Here is a 17005-nt window from a genome sequence, read left to right as displayed (position 1 = left end):
TGTATTATTTGTCTAAGTGTAATTCAGTTAAATCTTCTACTAATTCTGCTAATTTTTTGTCGAAGTGCTTACGTTGTTTTTGACTAAACGTTTGATTAAGCGCAATTAACATTGAACCAAATTTACGGGTGTTTTCGGTAACATTATCGCGATACACCTCAGATTTAAGTTCATCTGGCGAGATCATTAATAATTTCATTTGTTGGGTAAAATAATCAGTTTGCTGACGGCGTTTCATCGCTTGTTCAAATTGACTCAACCATTCATGGCGATACTCTAGCCACATATCCAAGGTCGCTAAACGTTGCGTATTGGCTTGATGAATGATGTCTTTTTGCGCATCGGTTATATCACCGGTCCATTCTGATAATTTTTTTGCGATTCTTTTATCTGAGTCGATTATCAACTCGGCTTTATCTTTGCCGGCGTATTCTTCGATTAATTCTTTTTGTTCTTTTTTTAGCTGCGTCAGTACCTGATCAACTTGTTCATCAGATAAGCTCGCCAAAATAGGTAACAGATCAGGCATAACAAAATCGAAAATTCTGGACCAATGGGCCTTCGCCATTGACACTTGTTTAAGCCATAGCTCTGGGGTCATGGTTTGTTGATTCGTTAATGTCGATAATAAAGACAGTTGATCACGATAACGGGGTAATTCTTGTTGGCGATGCCAGACTAAAAACGATTCAATAATAATATCAAATTTGTCTTGCTGCTCTGAGGTTAAGTCTACGTATTCTTCAACCTCCCACTCTATCGCCCAATCCAAAAAGAAATAGCTTATTTTAGTGGAACAGCCGACAAATAATAGGCTACTTAACAGTAGGACAATCAATTTTTTAGACACAGATAATTCCCTTATCGAAATTTACCTTATTTGTACTTTATCAGAGCATATTAGCAAGTAATTAATGTAAAATACTTTGTAAAGTATTGTAAGTATTGTGTAGATTTGTGCGATTCTTTAGCTGCCATTAATAATGCCCACATCGCTGAGAATAACCAAAAACAATTTATTGCAGCAGGTAACGCAGCTTTAGCCGCCGCAACATCTGTGAGGCTCGATATTTGGCAATATTGGATAATCACGTTATCAATTAATTGACTCACTTGGGTTGTCGATAGTTGATGACTGGCTATCACGCTGGCTAAATCGAATAACGGATGACTGGCCACCGCATATTCATAATCAATGCTTAATAGCTTATGCGATACGCTGCCGCCAAGAAGTAAATTGTGCGGGGTTAAATCTCGATGACAAAAAACGGGCAACAAAACACACGCTTCTAACTGCGATAACCAATGCTGAACAAATCCATTTAAGCGTAACAATTGCTGCCAAGCATGATGCCATTGTGGTTCGGTTTGCGTGGTACTTAAAGAATCTAATTGATGCGCATATTGTTGCCATTGCACACTCACGGTAATACTGGTACGAGGCACTGGTAACGCACTAAGTTTACTCAATAATGCGCTTAACAAAGGGACAGCATCAACGGCTAAAACAGGTTTATTTGTTTCCTGCTGGATAGATGCATTACTGTGCATTGCGGAAAATATCGACCAGTCTATGTCGGGTTGATCAATAAACTCACTTAAATACACTTTTTTATCATCACTGACCCAAATTAATGCAGGTGCAATGTTAGCAGCCATCGCGGCTTGCCAACATTCGACTTCAAGCGCCCTATCGCACCAAGTACTGTGGGGTTGATTAACTCTCAATACCTTATCGCCGTCATCGCAAGATAACTTAATGTTAACATTGCTGATCCCGGTGTTGAGGAACGATATTGCAGTACATTGTGCGTTGAGTCTGTGAAACAATGCTACTGGCATCATTTGTTGCATCATTTCAAGCACATTGTTAGGTAGCGATAACAAGGGTTGGGACATCAAATATTTACTCTAGGGAGATTGTATTGTTATTGGCTATACACCAACCACGTCTTGGGCAACGTTATCTTGCTGTATAATATGATGATAATATTTCTTGCGCCACATAATGTAACCCCCAACCGCCATCGCGACGTATAAAACAAACAGACCTGATGTCAACATCAAGCCTTTTTGGAAATAAAGGTAAATAGACACAAAATCAATGACGACCCAATAGAGCCAATTCTCCAGTACTTTTTTTGCCACTAAATAGGTTGTCACTACCGCAAAACAAGTGGTTGCCGCGTCGATATAGGGAAATGCTGCAGAGGTATGATTAGCCATAACATACCCCACCAGTAAAGACACCAAAGATGTGACGCCGATGACAACAGCATGAGTACTCCACGACCAACTGGTAATGTTAAGTTGATGGCTCTCTATATTGTGCTGAGCACTATTATGCTGATTTCGCTGCTGCGAGGACGGCACATGTAACCACAGCCAATAACCATACACCGCCATGCCCATATAATAGATATTGAGTACCGACTCCATTAACAAAGACACATTCCAAAACAATACCGTATAAATGGCGGTGCTAATAAATGCCGCAGACCAACACCAAATATTGGTCCGCATAGCAAGAATTAAGTAAGCCAGTGCCAGCATAACGGCAATGGCTTCCCAGAACGTCATTAATGACGCCTCTCCTAAAACTTGCTGTATTGTTGAGAGTAACTCACTCATTGTGGTTATTCGCTATGAGCAAGGTTGAGCTCACCACCAATAAATTTACACACAAAAACGGCCTTGCCCCATTTTTGGTGAGCGGCCTGCATTTCAACGGCTAGCATCGACATAACATCGCCATACTCACCACACACTTGTGTTGCCATCGCATTAGTGACTCGTTGAATATTGTCATAACTATCCACTCTGCCGATAAACCATTGGATCGGATCGAGATAATTTTCATTAAACGGATACATGCTGATTTCTGCAGTTAACTTCATTGCTATTCCTTAATAAAAACCACTGCAACCGAGGTTACAGCGGCTATAAGCTATTACATAAATTGGATTTCTAGTGTCACACCTAATTGGCGCGGATCACCATAACGAATGTATTGCTTGTCTGCCCAGTCTTGATCTGGCTCGTTGCCAAAGTAAAAACCACGCACGCCATATTGTTCATCAAACAAATTGCGGCCCCATAAATAAGCTGACCACGTCGGCGTTTCATAACCTAGACGTGCGTTATAAATGGTATAGGCTTCTGACTGGGACTCATTGCTGTCCGAATAATAAAACTGGCTTTTACCACTGGCATTAACGTTGGCGAACCAACCAGAGTCAGCGACATACGTCATGCCCGCACTGTAAGTGACATTAGGAGAATGGGCCAGTTCACGACCCGACAAATCAATGGTAGAACCGTATTTATCACTGTATTGATATTGGCCATATTCGGTTTCCAACCAACCAAAGCTACCATAAAATTCAATATTTTCAGTTAAGTACCATTTTGCATCAAGCTCTGCGCCGTAGTTTTTTGAACTGCCAGCGTTTTCGGTAAAAAGAATAAATCGCTGCGGGCTATCAGGGTCTTGTAAAGACGCAGCCACTTGTTGATCTTGGCGATCCATATAAAATAGCGCCACTGTAGAATCGACTTCACCGTCAAACCAACTCGACTTTAAACCCACTTCATAGTTATATAGGATCTCAGTATCGAACTCTTTCTTGTCAGACAATTGGGCAGGTAATGTCATATTAAATCCACCCGCTTTATAACCCCGGGCGATACGAACATAGGCATTATGATCCGCATTAATAACTTTTGATAATGCAATATGGCCCCCCCACATATCTTCTGACGGGGCAAAACCATCCTTATTACTGTCACTGTAATCACTATCACGACGCTCTAATCGTAATCCTGTAGACAATAAATAATCATCGCCTAAATGACTGTCTAACTGACCAAATACTGCATAGTTGGTCGCATCGTAACTTGACTGCAGCACTTCATCTGGATAAGTGTTGTATTCTGAATATAAGTCATTATCTTCTTTCAAATTCATCGCATACACACCCACTAACCAGTCGGTGCTATCTGCCCAAATTCGTCCGCCATTTTTTGACGATAGACGAAACTCTTGAGTTAAGGTTTTGCGGTCACCCTCTTTATCCCAGGTATAATCATAAACACAAGGTTCGGTACCATTAACGACACCATCGGCATCATAAGCCGTACAAGCTTTACTTGCCCAATAATCGGAATTAGCCCAATCGCCATCATAACCATTATGGTGGTTGGTTTGCGCGAATGAGGTTAACGAGGTGAAGTCAAATGTTTGCACACCAGTATAAATAAACTTAATCCCAGCCCCTGTGGTTTTTTGGGTATCGATACCGGGTTGGTCGGTTAAGGTGTTGCTGCGATTATTATCCAATGTCCACACATCATAGCCATTATCAAAATTTGCATGTAACAAGGTTAAATCAACTTGCAGATCGTCAGTAGCATACCAACGTAATTTAGCTCTGGCAGTTAACTCGTCACGTTCATTGGTATCGTCGCGATTAAGATAAAGGTTGTCACGGTAGCCGTTTTGGTTATGTTGCTCTAACGATACTCGATAGAGCAATTTGCCTGAATCATTTAGCGGACCGGAGCTGAAACCAGAAAGAGTAGCAAGATTATCATCACCTAAGCTGACTTTTGCACCATGCTCAAACGATTCAGTGGGGTCATTGCTTTTTAAGTAAATTAATCCGGCTAACGCGTTGGCACCATATTGGGTGCCTTGTGGACCACGTAAGACTTCCACCTGCTGCATGTCGTACATGCTCGACACCATACCAAGGCCAGATAAGTCGATGTCATCGACCACAAAACCAACTGATGAGTTAGGTGCGCCTTGATATTGTTCTTGCTCACCAACGCCGCGAATTTGAAAATATTTAGGACGAGAGCTGCCGCCGGACCAATTAAAGTTAGCGATAGAGTTAAGCACATCTTCGAAATGTTGTGCGCCTTCATCTTCAAGTTGTTGAGCGTCAATGACGGTCACGCTAGAGGGCATTTTATCAAGACTGATATTACTAAAATCAGCATTAACAATAATGACTTCCATTTTTTCATATTCGGGGGTGACGCTTTCGATATCAGCAGTTTTAGCCATAACAATCGGCGAGCTTAACGCTGCAAAAACAGCTAATGCTATGGGTGTCTGGTGTAACGTAGTAGGATTTATCGTGAACATAGGACCTCAAATGATTATTTTGAGATCCGGCAAGAGTAGAGAATAAGAGGTGCACCTAACGATAGTGTGGCCCATTCCTACGCCGGTATAAGCCGGATCAGGTTCTAAGGGTTTGTCATACAGACATCTCAGTTCAGGTTTTACTGAACACCCCTTGGCGATCACGATTATAAACTAACTCCTGTATGATTACACTCGCAAAAATACAATTTGATAACGTAACGATGCAATTTATTAACTACCAGGCTTGGTCACATCACGTAAACCTCTTCAATAACGTCGCGATGATATTAATAAGAGAAGGTTTCACGCACATAAATCTCAAATCGTGTCGCTTGCGCATTGGGGGCAACCGCACTGACTTGTAACTGCTGCTTGCCATGTAATTTAATCGACTTCCAACTGCTTGCTTCATCTTCAACCGTCAATCCACTGGCATCAAACCAAGTGAATTTATATTGTAGGCGCAAGTCAGTACTCGATTGACTTTGAATTAAGGCTGAAGCTTTAATTAAATCAGCGATCATAATAGCTGAAATATCCACCACAGCGACCTCATTAGCAAACGATGAGTTATCAACCCTCACTTGCCCCGCAGAATCCACTGCGATGCCCGCGGTATTATGCGCGCAGGCACTCAATAGCAATGTTGTCGCGATAAACCATAATGAAGCTAGTTTCATACAATATCCCTCTCAAAACCGATGCAATTAAAGCCGTGGCTTAATAAAGATTTAAGGCATGGCTAATCCAATAAAAAATGAGCTCGTGCTGTGGCAATAAGTTGCTTTCGGTTGGTTTGCCAGCAGTTCATGCTTACATTTGCCACACGACGGCCTTGACGGGTAATTTTACATTCAGCAAAGGTATCTTGATGCAAACCTGCGCGTAAATAATCAATTGAAAAATCGACAATTTTAGGCACTTTCTTGGCTTGCATAAATACCATTAGCTGCACAATAGCGGACATTTCCATAAACCCAGCAAGCACCCCTCCGTGTATAGCCGGCAAAATAGGATTACCAATATTGTCATCTTTGGCGGGCAGTCTAAACACCATCTCATCACCAAAACGGGCCACCGACATACCAATAAATTGTGAATATGGTACTTTTTCAAGTAGATAACTATAGTCGTTCAGTTCAATGGCGCGTTTCACCACATCTTGAACATCTAAACGCGCCGGTGTACTTTCGTTGGTTTGATCAATCATGGTTTAACCTCAGGTAAATTCCCCATTAACGCTTGACGAAACGCTTCACCGACCATTTCGGGACTAATGCGCATAAATGAACCCACAGCATGAGCGATAGGTTCATCAATACTGTCTTGATAAGCAATCGCACGGGTAAAAGCCACAGTGGATGAGAGCCGGTAACATTCAGCAAAGGCATAAACCGATTTATGAGGTTCAGCAGGTTTCATGTAATCCACCCGTAAATCCAACGTCGGTGATAATTCTAACGATTGATATTTTTTCAATATGGCGCACACCACTGCAGTGCCGCATGCGGTATCAATGAGTGTGGTGATCACTCCGCCGTGAATAACCCCAGTATCTGGATAACCAATAATATCTTCGCTATAAGGCAACTCAATCTGCACATGATGCTCACTGGCTTCTTGCACGGTTAATCCTAAACGACGACATTGAGCTAATTGGTTTACAAAACGCCTTGCGACTTCGGTTAACGGAAAAAAATCACTGTTAATTTTCATTATCCACAACTCAGCATTGGGCCTAATGGTTTACCACCCAAAAGATGCATATGAATATGATAAACCTCTTGGCCACCATGTTTGTTGCAATTCATGATTAACCGATAACCGTCTTGTGCAATCCCCGCTTCATCGGCAAGTTTGGATGCAACCGTTATCATCCGCCCTAATGCTTTTTCATCAGAGGCTTTAACCTCATTAGTGGTGCTGATTAAATGGTTAGGAATGATGAGAATATGGGTCGGTGCTTGCGGTGCAATATCCCGAAATGCAGTGACTAACTCATCTTGATATAAAATATCAGCTGGAATTTCACGTCGAATAATTTTGCTAAAGATGGTTTCTTCGGCCATTTGGGTGCCCTCATTAAATAACTGCATTGTTGCTATTGATAATACTATCAACTCTTTGATCTATCACTCCAGTAAAAACTAGGTTTATAGCCAATCTTTTACTCAAAATGCGATTCGTTTGCTTAACGTCAGCATTTTTGGCAGCATTGTAGATTATAGCTCAATCGTTTTGATTGTGACTCACCTACTCATTCGGAATTCTTTATGCATTACCATATTCATGCGATCGATCCCAAAGCACACCTATTTGAAGTCACCCTAACGCTAACAAGCGCAAACCCATTTCAAGTTTTCTATTTACCGGCATGGTTACCTGGCAGCTACATGATCCGAGATTTTGCTAAAAATATCATTAACATCGATGCCAAAGAAAACCAACTACCGCTGAGTGTCACTCAATTAGACAAGCAAACTTGGCAATTAAACAACCAAGGTAGTGATATTAGCTTATGTTACCAAATCTACGCTTGGGATTTATCCGTTAGAACGGCTCATCTTGACACCAACCACGGTTTCTTTAATGGCAGCAGTGTGTTTTTAGCGGCAAAAGGGCTTGAGCCACAACCCCATAGCGTCACTATTGCTAAGCCGGCACTCACAGAATTGGCTCATTGGACTCTGGCCACCAGCATGACCAGAACCACAGGTGATCAATTTGGCTTTGGTGATTTTAGCGCACAAAACTATGACGACTTAATCGATCATCCAGTTGAAATGGGCGAACTCACCATCGAGACCTTTTTCGCAGCAGGTGTTCCCCACGATATCGTATTAAGTGGTAAACACCGAGCCAACATGACCCGTTTAGCCAAAGATCTTAGCGCTATTTGTGAATACGAAATCAATCTGTTTGGCACTCCAGCGCCCTTTAAACGCTATGTGTTTATGACCACTGTGTTGGATAATGGTTTTGGTGGCTTAGAACATAAAGCGTCAACTGCGCTAATGTGTTCCCGTAATGATTTACCACAGTCATTAGATGCGCCAGTAGATAAAGGCTACCGCACTTATTTATCACTGTGCAGTCATGAATACTTCCACTCATGGAATGTAAAACGCATTAAACCAGCTGAATTTACCCCGTTTGATTTATCCCAAGAGTCTTACACTGAGCAGTTATGGGCTTATGAGGGCATTACTTCATATTACGATGATTTAATCACCTTTAAGTCTCACTGTATTGATCAAGCCGGTTACCTTACCCTGCTTAGCCAAATTATGACCCGCGTATATCGAGGTCAAGGTCGTTTTAAGCAAACCTTAAAGCAATCAAGTTTTAATGCATGGACCAAGTTTTATAAACAAGATGAAAATGCCGCCAATGCCATTGTCAGCTATTACACCAAAGGCGCACTCTTTGGGTTGTTTTTAGATTTAACCATTCGCACTGAAACTCAGGGGCGTAACAGTTTAGATGATGTAATGCGTCAACTTTGGCAACAATATGGCTTAACCGAAATTGGTACCGATCCACTCAGTCATCAACGAATTGTTGAAACCATACTAGATCGCCCATGTGATGATTTATTTGCTTATTTAAACAACACTCATGATATCCCCTTAAAAGAGTTGCTGGCCCAAGTTGGGGTGGCAATGACGCTACGTGCAAGTGAAGGCAGTGCGGATTTAGGTGGCGGTGATGCAAAAGGCTTTAATATTGGCTTTGGCGCTAAAACAAAAGCAGAGTCATTCGGTTTAAAAGTATTAAGTGTGAACCAATACAGTCCGGCACACCAAGCGGGCTTAAGTGCGGGTGATTTATTGATTGCAGCCGATAACTTGTTAGTGACCAGTCAATTTGAGCAGCAATTGCAAAGCTTGACTATCGGCGAGCAACTCAAGCTACATTGGTTTAGACGTGATGAACTGATGCAAGGACAACTGCCCATTTGTGCCGCCGCTTTAGACACAGTTTCACTCACGATTGACCAACCGAATAAAACGGCACTATGGTTTAGTTAACACCGAAGGTTTAGTTAACACCGAGCATTCGGATCTAACATTGACAAAAAAAGGATATCAATTTGATATCCTTTTTTTTGTCACTCTTTAGCTTTATCTTCGATAAATACATATCATACCAATCCTATTAAATATGTGATCTTTCAGCGGGAATTAGCCAACAAACTATTGCCTTGAGCATCTTCAAGCGTTTTTGCTTGATATTCTTTGACGACTTTGCCGAGATATCACACTCTTACCTCATGCATGTGAGTTTGTGCCCAAGCAATGGCTTGCCCTCGGCTAGAAACACCAATCTTACGGAACGCGCGATATAGATGAGTCTTAATAGTTGATTCACTAACAAAGAGTTGATTCGCAATATCAAGATTGGTGCTACCAGACAATAACGTTTGTAATACCTCACGCTCACGAATAGTCAGTTGATCGCTTTCATCTTCATTATCCATACCCATTAATGATTGAGATAAATCTTGAGGGATCACGCTACGACCTTTGATAATTTCATTCAAACCACCACTTACATCAGCTAAACTCGCATTGGTATAAAACACGCCTGTGGTGGTCGATGGATGAATTAAAAATGTTGCATCAACCTGTTTTGGGAAATTTATAAACACAGTACGCACACCAAAATACTCACGCTCAATAACGCGCTGTAGTTGATATGCTTGTTGAAGATCAATCGTTGCTAAATCGAAAATAACCATTGAATTGGTTTGTGTAGACAATAGTTTCGACATGTTACTTGGTTGGGCTTTAGCTAATTTAACCAAAAACTCTTGTGGCCAGCGAGAATCGAGTAAATCAATTAACAACTGTGACCGCGATACGATCATCCAATTTTCGACTTTAAACATTCCAAACACTCCAGTGGTATGAATAGCAGTGGTATATTGAAACTAAGTCCGTATCAATGTGAATGAGTCTAACAAGTGGATTACTGTATAACAATTAGCCTAAAGGGTGCTTGCGCGCCCTTAGTTAGCCTTTTGTACTACACGCCTTGAACAACAGTAACAGAGTTATCGTCGCAAATTGGGTGACATTAGCAGTATTATCCGCAGCAGTCTGAGCCAAACGGATTAAGTCATTCCACATGATGAAAGCCTGATTGAGTGGAAATAAACTGATTATTGCTACCGAGTTTATTTAGGTTAACCAACAGTTCATCGCCAAGTTGATTTATATTGACTTGATTACCTATTAAAGCTAACTCATCAACATTACTTATATCTTAGCTAAAGCAAAGCTATAAGGATACGAAGATAGGAGGATAGGCATTAAACATCTAAAGTTCTAAAGTTCAAAAGTTCAAATAACAATAAGTTAAATATAGGTAACGTAGACTGATTCGAGATTAAATAGGATCGGGAGAAAGTGTATATCGAAAGTTAAAAATACATCTATTTCCAACCCGTAACTCATTATTATTCCATGTAATAATCCCATGTGATAATGCCATATAATAAGAATGTTTTATTGTGCAGGATGGTTAATTAAACAAACACACTAGCAGGCATAAAAACAACACGATTGAAATCACTTGCCAAAAACGTACAGGATTGCGGGCAATAATGGGAATAAAATCTTTTGCTGTGTGATTAACTCTGGCAGTCGTTAATTGATGAAGTAATTCACAGGTATCCCCTTGACGTAAACTTGGTTCGATATTGAGTGCTTTTTTTAATGCTAAATCGATCCACTCTGGCACCATTGGGTTTAATAGATGCACGCTAACGTATTCTAAACGTGTAAAGTCCTGTCGATTACGACACTTTTCTAATTTGCCTTTAAAAGGTAATTGCCCGGCCAACATTTCAAAGGCAATCACGGCAAGTGAAAATAAATCAGCACGGCCATCAACTTGATAGCCAAGCACCACTTCTGGAGCCGTGTAATCTGCCGTACCCAAAATAGTATCTCGGGTTAACGGACTGCTGATTTCAGCAATGCCTTTAATATAACAAGAACCAAAATCAATAATTTTTACCACTCCATTTCGGGTAATAAAAATATTGTCGGGCTTTAAATCTTGATGCAGGGTTTCACGACGATGAAATGCCCTAACCCCTAATTCGATTTGTTTAAGCAGCAGTAACACATCTTCCACAGGTGCTTTTTTATGTTGCGTTAACCACTCTGCAAGGCTCATTCCGCTTAAGAACTCAGTTAAATAATACAGTGCCGATTTAGTTTTGTGCTGCTCGACCACCTTGACCACATGGGCACTATTAATCCGTTGACCGGTCCAACTTTCTAACATAAATCGCTCTATATAAGCGGCATCGTCTATGTAATTAATCGAGGGGGTTTTCATACAAAAAATTTGACCTTGCTCATTCACCACCCGATAGACTTGGCTACGCTGTGATTGATGAATGATATGGGTCACCTGATAACCATCGAGTTTCATACCAACGCTTAAGGGGGGCGGAAATGGTTGCTGTGATAAACAGTGATACACATCATCGATAGCTTGTTTGGGTAATTGGCTAACACTTAATAGCTGCGCACTTAGATTGTCTTTACTGCCTAAATCGAAAGCCTTTCTAATTAATTTTTGGCAAAACTGTTCACATGTATCATCCGTTAATTGCTGATGCTGTTGACTAAAGGTAGTTAATTTTTTATGTATCTCAAACTCAGTTAATAGATCATGAACCCCATCGGTAGTCAATAAATACAGGTCACCGACGTCGACCGATAAGGTTTTGTAATCAACATCTAATTTAACGTCCATCCCCAATGCACGGGTAAGGTATTGGCTTGATGAGTTAATATTGGTGCTATGATCATGGCTTAATTGTAGTAACTCTCCATCGCGAAAACGGTAAATCCGTGAATCACCCACATGCAGCATATGCACAGAACAAGACTTAAACACCAGCGCACTAAAGGTACACACAAAGCCGCGTCTGGCATCCCGATAATCTTGCCCGAGTCCATACAACCAACGATTCAATGCGGTTAATACTTTAGTACTAGATGTTTGCACGCTCCAGGTCTCAGGAGTGGAATAATAATCGGCTAAAAAATTACTCACACTAATAGCAGAAGCATGTGCTCCCCCCTCCGCAGTGCTAACGCCATCGCTGATCACACTCACAACGCCCTTAGTCATTAATGGCATACCTGAAGGAATACGAATACCTATCGCATCTTCATTTTGTGATTTACGGCCTTTGTCGGAAGCTTGGCCAACAACAAGCTGCAAGGTTGCGGCAAAAGGAAGCGTATCTTCTGTACGATCAAGCGCTTGTTGTAATGACTCTGAAGCCATATAACCCTCGTTTTTTTGATTAACCGCTTTACTTAAACCGCTTGAACACAAGCTATTTGAGCTTTAATGGCAGCGGGTTGCAACTACTTACTTAAGCACCACTAGCTGACACTGATTAATGTCACTTCGCCATTTTCATTCACTTCAGCAATATGACCCTTGGGTTCTTTCATAAAAAATAATGTCACAAAGCCAAATACGGCACTGACTGCAATCACGTAGAAAAACACTTGAGTAGAGACTATCGAGTACACCGTTAAGAAAAATACCGCGCCAACATTACCATAAGCCCCTGTCATGCCGGCTATTTGGCCTGTTAAACGACGTTTAATCAGCGGCACTGCAGCAAATACCGCACCTTCGCCACCTTGGACAAAGAATGAACATGCCATTACAACGGTAACCGCCATTGGTAATGACCATGATGAATCAATTTGTGCCACCGATAAATAACCGATAGCCAAGCCTGCGGTGAGGATTAATAAAGTCGTTTTACGACCAAACCTGTCACTTAACCAGCCACCACCAGGACGAGACATTAAGTTCATAAAGGCATAGCTGGATGCCAACATACCGGCTTGCGCCATCCCCAGGTCAAACGTTTCGGCAAAAAATAACGGTAACATAGACACAACGGCTAACTCAGATCCAAATGTAGTGAAATACAGCACATTTAATACCGCAACTTGCTTAAATTGATACCGTTCAAACTCTGGTACCTCTATTGAATATAAGTGTTTGTTCACTTGATAGGTTTGGTAAAAATCGAACAAGAACACCACCACTAAGCCAAGGTAAATGAGATAAGTTGTCTCTTGAGTAAACATACTCACGCCAGCAGGTGATAACTTCCAACCCAACAATGCCAGCGTGGCATACATAGGCACTTTCATCAGGATCAGCAATACAAAATCACTTTTACTGGTGACTTCTAAACCGCCGCCTTTTTTGGGCTTAAAGTAGGTTGACCCTTTTGGCGTATCAGTGACATTAAAATAATACACAAACGCAAACAACAAGCTCATTAAACCGGTAACCCCAATGGCATAACGCCAGCCGTCAGGACCACCAAAAGCAAGCGCTACTGCGGGTAATGTAAAGGCCGCTGCCGCAGAACCAAAGTTACCCCAACCGCCATAAATACCTTCTGCAGTGCCGAGCTCTTTTGCTGGAAACCATTCGCTTACCATACGAATACCCACCACAAAGCCAGCACCAATAAAACCAATTAGAAAACGCGCTAAGGCGAGTTGCTCAAAAGTATCAGCTACGGCAAACATAAAACAAGGTATAGAACAAATCCCCAACAAGGCAGAATAGGTGATCCTTGGGCCATATTTATCGGTAACCATGCCGATGATGATCCGCGCCGGAATCGTTAATGCCACGTTGAGGATCAATAAGGTTTTAATCTGTGATGTCGTCAGCCCTAAACTGTCGGCAATCACGCTGACTAACGGGGCAGCGTTAAACCACACCACAAAAGTAATAAAAAAGGCCATCCAGCTTAAATGCATGATTTTCATCTTGCCGTGAAATGAAAATAGGTTAAATTTTTCAGCGCTCATATTGGACCCCTTTATGCCTGAGCCAAGACAAAAATATTGCCTTGCTCAGTTTTAATTTCAAATGGTTTAACCACTAGATCATTATTTTCAATACAACGCCCCGAATCCAAACGGTAATGCTGTTTATAAAGCGGCGAAGCCACACACAGCTCTCCATCAATTTCGCAAATCAATCCTCTGGCTAACAAGCTCACGCCGCTAGCGGGATCGACATTATCAAGGGCAAATAAACCGTCTTTATCTAAGTTAAAAATAGCCACTGCACGCCCGGCAACCCAAGCGGCTATTCCCGTGCCTTTTGGCATACTTGCTTCAGTGCACACATTAATCCAAATCATGCTAATTCCTCCACTTGGGCTTGTTCGACATCGTCAGTAATCTCTTTAATGGCAATCGAGCCTGCCCCCGCATCGTTAATGGTAGGGAAACGCTGTTCCCGAATACGCTGATAAGCACTGGTATCCGCTTCAGGAGCATCATTCGGGTTAACAAACTCATTAAAACGCGCCAAAAAAGCAGGTTGCTCAAGGCTGGTTTTCCACTCACATTGGTATGTGGCAGCGATATGATCCATTTGTTGTTCTAGCGCGGCATTAATCCCAAGCGCATCATCAATAACTACCGATTTTAAGTAATCTACTCCCCCTTCTAAAGCGTCCATCCAGGTTGAGGTGCGCTGTAATTTGTCTGCGGTTTTGACATAGAACATCAAAATACGGTCGATGTATTTATACAGGTCTTGGGTGGACAAATCGGTAGCAAACAAATCACCATGACGCGGACGCATGCCGCCATTGCCAGCAACATACAGATTCCATCCTTTATCGGTTGCGATAATACCGATGTCTTTGCTTTGGGCTTCTGCGCACTCACGGGTACAACCCGATACCGCAAATTTCAATTTATGCGGACTGCGCAAGCCTTTGTAACGATTTTCTAAATCGATAGCGAAACCAACCGCGTCTTGTACGCCATAACGGCACCAAGTACTGCCAACACAAGACTTAACCGTTCGCAGAGACTTGCCGTAGGCATGGCCAGTTTCAAAACCAGCATCAATGAGTTTTTGCCAAATTTCAGGTAACTGCGATAGCGTTGCACCAAACATATCAATGCGCTGGCCACCGGTTATTTTGGTATACAGATCATATTCTTGGGCGATTTGGCCCATGGCGATGAGTTTAGTCGGAGTAATTTCGCCCCCTGCAACCCGCGGCACAACAGAGTAAGTGCCGTCTTTTTGGATGTTACCTAAGTAGGCATCATTGGTGTCTTGCAGCTGCACATGACCGCGGTCTTGATTGAGCACATACTGGTTTTGTAAGCTGGCAAAGATAGATGCCGCTGCTGGCTTACAAATATCACAACCATAAGTGTGACCACTTGCTGATGGCTTGCCATGTTGTGTCATTAAGGTATCAAAATCACTGATGCCCTCGACTTGGCAAAGGTGATATAACGCTTGTCTGTCGTGATCGAAATGGGCGCAAATACCGGCATTATAATCGAGCCCAGCGGCTTGTAATGTTTGATCTATAATTTTTTGCACTAACGGCGCACAGCCGCCACAACCTGATGCAGCGCGAGTACATGACTTGATGTCAGCTATTTTATGCTTGCCTGCTGTTACAGACTCAACAATGTCGCCTTTAGTCACTTGATGACAAGAACACACAATAGAGGAGTCTTTTAAATCTGCTTCGTTTTCAGCACCGGCAAGCAATAATTCAACCGCGGAGCCTTCAATCTCATCTTGTGATAAATAAGCATCGAGCAAGCGGCTGTAATCGCTGTTATCGCCAATTAATACCGCACCTTTTAAATATTTACCGGTTTCATCTAACCATAACTTTTTATAAATTCCCGCTTGGTTATCAGATAACTCAACAAATTGTGCATTTTCAAAACCACGGCTTGCGCCAATAGCGGCCACATCAACACCCAGTAACTTCAGCTTGGTGCTCATGTCTGCGCCGGTAAATGACTGAGAAACGCTAGTTGATGTTAATGAGCCAAGATGAGCAGCCACAACCCGCGCCATTTGATAACCTGGGGCCACTAACCCAAATATTTTTTGCTGCCATAATGCACATTCTCCAATGGCATAAACATCGGGCGCAGAGGTTAAACAGTAATCGTCAATTTCAATGCCGCCACGTTCACCAATATTGATATTTGAAACCCGTGCTAATGAATCTTGTGGACGAATACCCGCTGAAAAGACAATCATGTCAGTTTCAAGATAAGACTCATCATTAAAGGTCATTCGATGTAATGCCGTTTCACCGTCGATAATCGCGGTGGTGGCTTTTGAGGTATGCACGCTCACGCCGAGTTGTTCAATTTTGCTACACAATAAATCACCGGCTTTGTCATTTAGCTGAACGGGCATCAATTGTGGTGCAAACTCAACAACGTGGGTTTTCACCCCAAGTTGTTTCATGGCATTGGCGGCTTCTAAGCCTAATAATCCGCCGCCCACAACAACCCCAACGTGACTGTTTTGGGCTGCAGCTTGGATAGCTTCAAGATCTTCAATGGTGCGATACACTAAACACTGAGCGCGATCGTTACCTTGAATAGGCGGCACAAACGGAAATGATCCGGTCGCCAGTACGAGTCGATCATAATGGTAATTACCCCCTTGGGCACTCGTGACCGTTTTAGCGGCAATATCAACCGCGGTGATCGGGGTATTTAAGTGCAGCGAAATTCCCCAATCTTGATAGTCTTGCGCACTGGTTAACATTAACGGATCGGCGCTACCGGTCTCAAAATATTTTGATAATTGCACTCGATCATAGGCTGGACGGGGTTCTTCACCAAACACATGCACATCAAACGTTTTATTGAGCCCTAAACTACACAATTGCTCAATAAAGTGATGACCTACCATGCCATTACCGACCACCACTAACTTGGGTTTTGAGACTGCCATATCCTGCTCCTTCATGCCATGGACCGTAAA

15 protein-coding genes and 1 riboswitch are annotated in these 17005 nt (G+C 42.2%); of the genes, 1 reads left to right on the top strand and 14 read right to left on the bottom strand.

The window, feature by feature from the left end; translation table 11 throughout:
- Window positions 1-4: 4 nt before the first annotated feature.
- The 9 genes from CXF80_RS02045 to hinT all read right to left on the bottom strand — a co-directional run bounded on the left by CXF80_RS02045 (window position 5) and on the right by hinT (window position 7224).
- Entirely contained in the window at window positions 5-850 is an 846-nt protein-coding gene (locus CXF80_RS02045; RefSeq protein ID WP_101030726.1) for a DUF6279 family lipoprotein, read from the bottom strand.
- A 50-nt stretch (window positions 851-900) separates the two neighbouring features.
- Window positions 901-1899, bottom strand: a complete 999-nt coding sequence (locus CXF80_RS02040) for a phosphotransferase family protein (RefSeq protein WP_101030722.1) — start codon at window positions 1897-1899, stop codon at window positions 901-903.
- Between the two features lie 36 nt (window positions 1900-1935).
- On the bottom strand, window positions 1936-2631 hold the full coding sequence (gene pnuC, locus CXF80_RS02035) for a nicotinamide riboside transporter PnuC (RefSeq protein ID WP_101030718.1): 696 nt from the start codon (window positions 2629-2631) through the stop codon (window positions 1936-1938).
- Between the two features lie 5 nt (window positions 2632-2636).
- Window positions 2637-2897 (bottom strand): hypothetical protein, encoded by a 261-nt coding sequence (locus tag CXF80_RS02030; RefSeq protein WP_101030715.1) that lies wholly within the window; start codon window positions 2895-2897, stop codon window positions 2637-2639.
- Between the two features lie 53 nt (window positions 2898-2950).
- Window positions 2951-5152: a TonB-dependent receptor gene (locus CXF80_RS02025; protein WP_101030712.1), complete on the bottom strand. Its 2202-nt coding sequence runs from the start codon at window positions 5150-5152 to the stop codon at window positions 2951-2953.
- Window positions 5153-5209: 57 nt separating this feature from the next.
- A riboswitch (TPP riboswitch) is annotated at window positions 5210-5317 on the bottom strand.
- Between the two features lie 125 nt (window positions 5318-5442).
- Complete coding sequence (locus tag CXF80_RS02020; protein WP_101030709.1) at window positions 5443-5835, bottom strand: YcfL family protein; 393 nt, start codon at window positions 5833-5835, stop codon at window positions 5443-5445.
- A gap of 62 nt (window positions 5836-5897) precedes the next feature.
- Window positions 5898-6365, bottom strand: coding sequence for a PaaI family thioesterase (locus tag CXF80_RS02015; protein ID WP_101030705.1), 468 nt, complete (start codon window positions 6363-6365; stop codon window positions 5898-5900).
- Window positions 6362-6871: a PaaI family thioesterase gene (locus tag CXF80_RS02010; protein WP_101030702.1), complete on the bottom strand. Its 510-nt coding sequence runs from the start codon at window positions 6869-6871 to the stop codon at window positions 6362-6364. Before CXF80_RS02010 ends, CXF80_RS02015 begins: the two co-directional genes overlap by 4 nt.
- A complete protein-coding gene (gene hinT / locus CXF80_RS02005) occupies window positions 6871-7224 on the bottom strand; it encodes a purine nucleoside phosphoramidase (RefSeq protein WP_101034643.1) in 354 nt (117 codons plus the stop codon). The genes CXF80_RS02010 and hinT overlap by 1 nt, the downstream gene beginning before the upstream one ends.
- Window positions 7225-7428: 204 nt before the next feature.
- Between hinT and CXF80_RS02000 the strand changes: the two genes are divergently transcribed.
- Window positions 7429-9186 carry a M61 family metallopeptidase gene (locus CXF80_RS02000; RefSeq protein WP_101030699.1) on the top strand — a complete coding sequence of 586 codons (1758 nt, stop codon included), beginning with the start codon at window positions 7429-7431 and terminating at the stop codon, window positions 9184-9186.
- Window positions 9187-9413: 227 nt separating this feature from the next.
- Here CXF80_RS02000 and CXF80_RS01995 read toward each other — a convergent pair whose 3' ends face one another.
- The 5 genes from CXF80_RS01995 to nirB all read right to left on the bottom strand — a co-directional run bounded on the left by CXF80_RS01995 (window position 9414) and on the right by nirB (window position 16975).
- Entirely contained in the window at window positions 9414-10046 is a 633-nt protein-coding gene (locus tag CXF80_RS01995; protein ID WP_101030695.1) for a LuxR C-terminal-related transcriptional regulator, read from the bottom strand.
- A gap of 635 nt (window positions 10047-10681) precedes the next feature.
- Window positions 10682-12469 carry a bifunctional protein-serine/threonine kinase/phosphatase gene (locus CXF80_RS01990; RefSeq protein WP_101030692.1) on the bottom strand — a complete coding sequence of 596 codons (1788 nt, stop codon included), beginning with the start codon at window positions 12467-12469 and terminating at the stop codon, window positions 10682-10684.
- Window positions 12470-12570: 101 nt separating this feature from the next.
- Window positions 12571-14037: a NarK family nitrate/nitrite MFS transporter gene (locus tag CXF80_RS01985; RefSeq protein ID WP_101030689.1), complete on the bottom strand. Its 1467-nt coding sequence runs from the start codon at window positions 14035-14037 to the stop codon at window positions 12571-12573.
- Between the two features lie 11 nt (window positions 14038-14048).
- Entirely contained in the window at window positions 14049-14375 is a 327-nt protein-coding gene (nirD, locus tag CXF80_RS01980; protein ID WP_101030687.1) for a nitrite reductase small subunit NirD, read from the bottom strand.
- The gene (gene nirB, locus CXF80_RS01975; RefSeq protein WP_101030684.1) at window positions 14372-16975 is read right to left on the bottom strand and encodes a nitrite reductase large subunit NirB; all 2604 of its coding nucleotides are present in this window, start codon (window positions 16973-16975) and stop codon (window positions 14372-14374) included. Before nirB ends, nirD begins: the two co-directional genes overlap by 4 nt.
- Window positions 16976-17005 lie beyond the last annotated feature (30 nt).

The sequence above is a fragment of the Shewanella sp. Actino-trap-3 genome (genome assembly GCF_002836275.1).
Taxonomy (GTDB): Bacteria; Pseudomonadota; Gammaproteobacteria; order Enterobacterales; family Shewanellaceae; genus Shewanella; species Shewanella psychromarinicola.
This window is presented reverse-complemented; position numbering and strand designations above follow the sequence as displayed.

What these genes read in the sequence shown, in the direction of transcription:
- CXF80_RS02040 (WP_101030722.1), bottom strand. Translation starts at nt 1,899, where the DNA reads ATGTCCCAACCCTTGTTATCGCTACCTAACAATGTGCTTGAAATGATG.
- pnuC (WP_101030718.1), bottom strand. Translation starts at nt 2,631, where the DNA reads ATGAGTGAGTTACTCTCAACAATACAGCAAGTTTTAGGAGAGGCGTCA.
- CXF80_RS02030 (WP_101030715.1), bottom strand. Translation starts at nt 2,897, where the DNA reads ATGAAGTTAACTGCAGAAATCAGCATGTATCCGTTTAATGAAAATTAT.
- CXF80_RS02025 (WP_101030712.1), bottom strand. Translation starts at nt 5,152, where the DNA reads ATGTTCACGATAAATCCTACTACGTTACACCAGACACCCATAGCATTA.
- CXF80_RS02020 (WP_101030709.1), bottom strand. Translation starts at nt 5,835, where the DNA reads ATGAAACTAGCTTCATTATGGTTTATCGCGACAACATTGCTATTGAGT.
- CXF80_RS02015 (WP_101030705.1), bottom strand. Translation starts at nt 6,365, where the DNA reads ATGATTGATCAAACCAACGAAAGTACACCGGCGCGTTTAGATGTTCAA.
- CXF80_RS02010 (WP_101030702.1), bottom strand. Translation starts at nt 6,871, where the DNA reads ATGAAAATTAACAGTGATTTTTTTCCGTTAACCGAAGTCGCAAGGCGT.
- hinT (WP_101034643.1), bottom strand. Translation starts at nt 7,224, where the DNA reads ATGGCCGAAGAAACCATCTTTAGCAAAATTATTCGACGTGAAATTCCA.
- CXF80_RS02000 (WP_101030699.1), top strand. Translation starts at nt 7,429, where the DNA reads ATGCATTACCATATTCATGCGATCGATCCCAAAGCACACCTATTTGAA.
- CXF80_RS01995 (WP_101030695.1), bottom strand. Translation starts at nt 10,046, where the DNA reads ATGTTTAAAGTCGAAAATTGGATGATCGTATCGCGGTCACAGTTGTTA.
- CXF80_RS01990 (WP_101030692.1), bottom strand. Translation starts at nt 12,469, where the DNA reads ATGGCTTCAGAGTCATTACAACAAGCGCTTGATCGTACAGAAGATACG.
- CXF80_RS01985 (WP_101030689.1), bottom strand. Translation starts at nt 14,037, where the DNA reads ATGAGCGCTGAAAAATTTAACCTATTTTCATTTCACGGCAAGATGAAA.
- nirD (WP_101030687.1), bottom strand. Translation starts at nt 14,375, where the DNA reads ATGATTTGGATTAATGTGTGCACTGAAGCAAGTATGCCAAAAGGCACG.
- nirB (WP_101030684.1), bottom strand. Translation starts at nt 16,975, where the DNA reads ATGGCAGTCTCAAAACCCAAGTTAGTGGTGGTCGGTAATGGCATGGTA.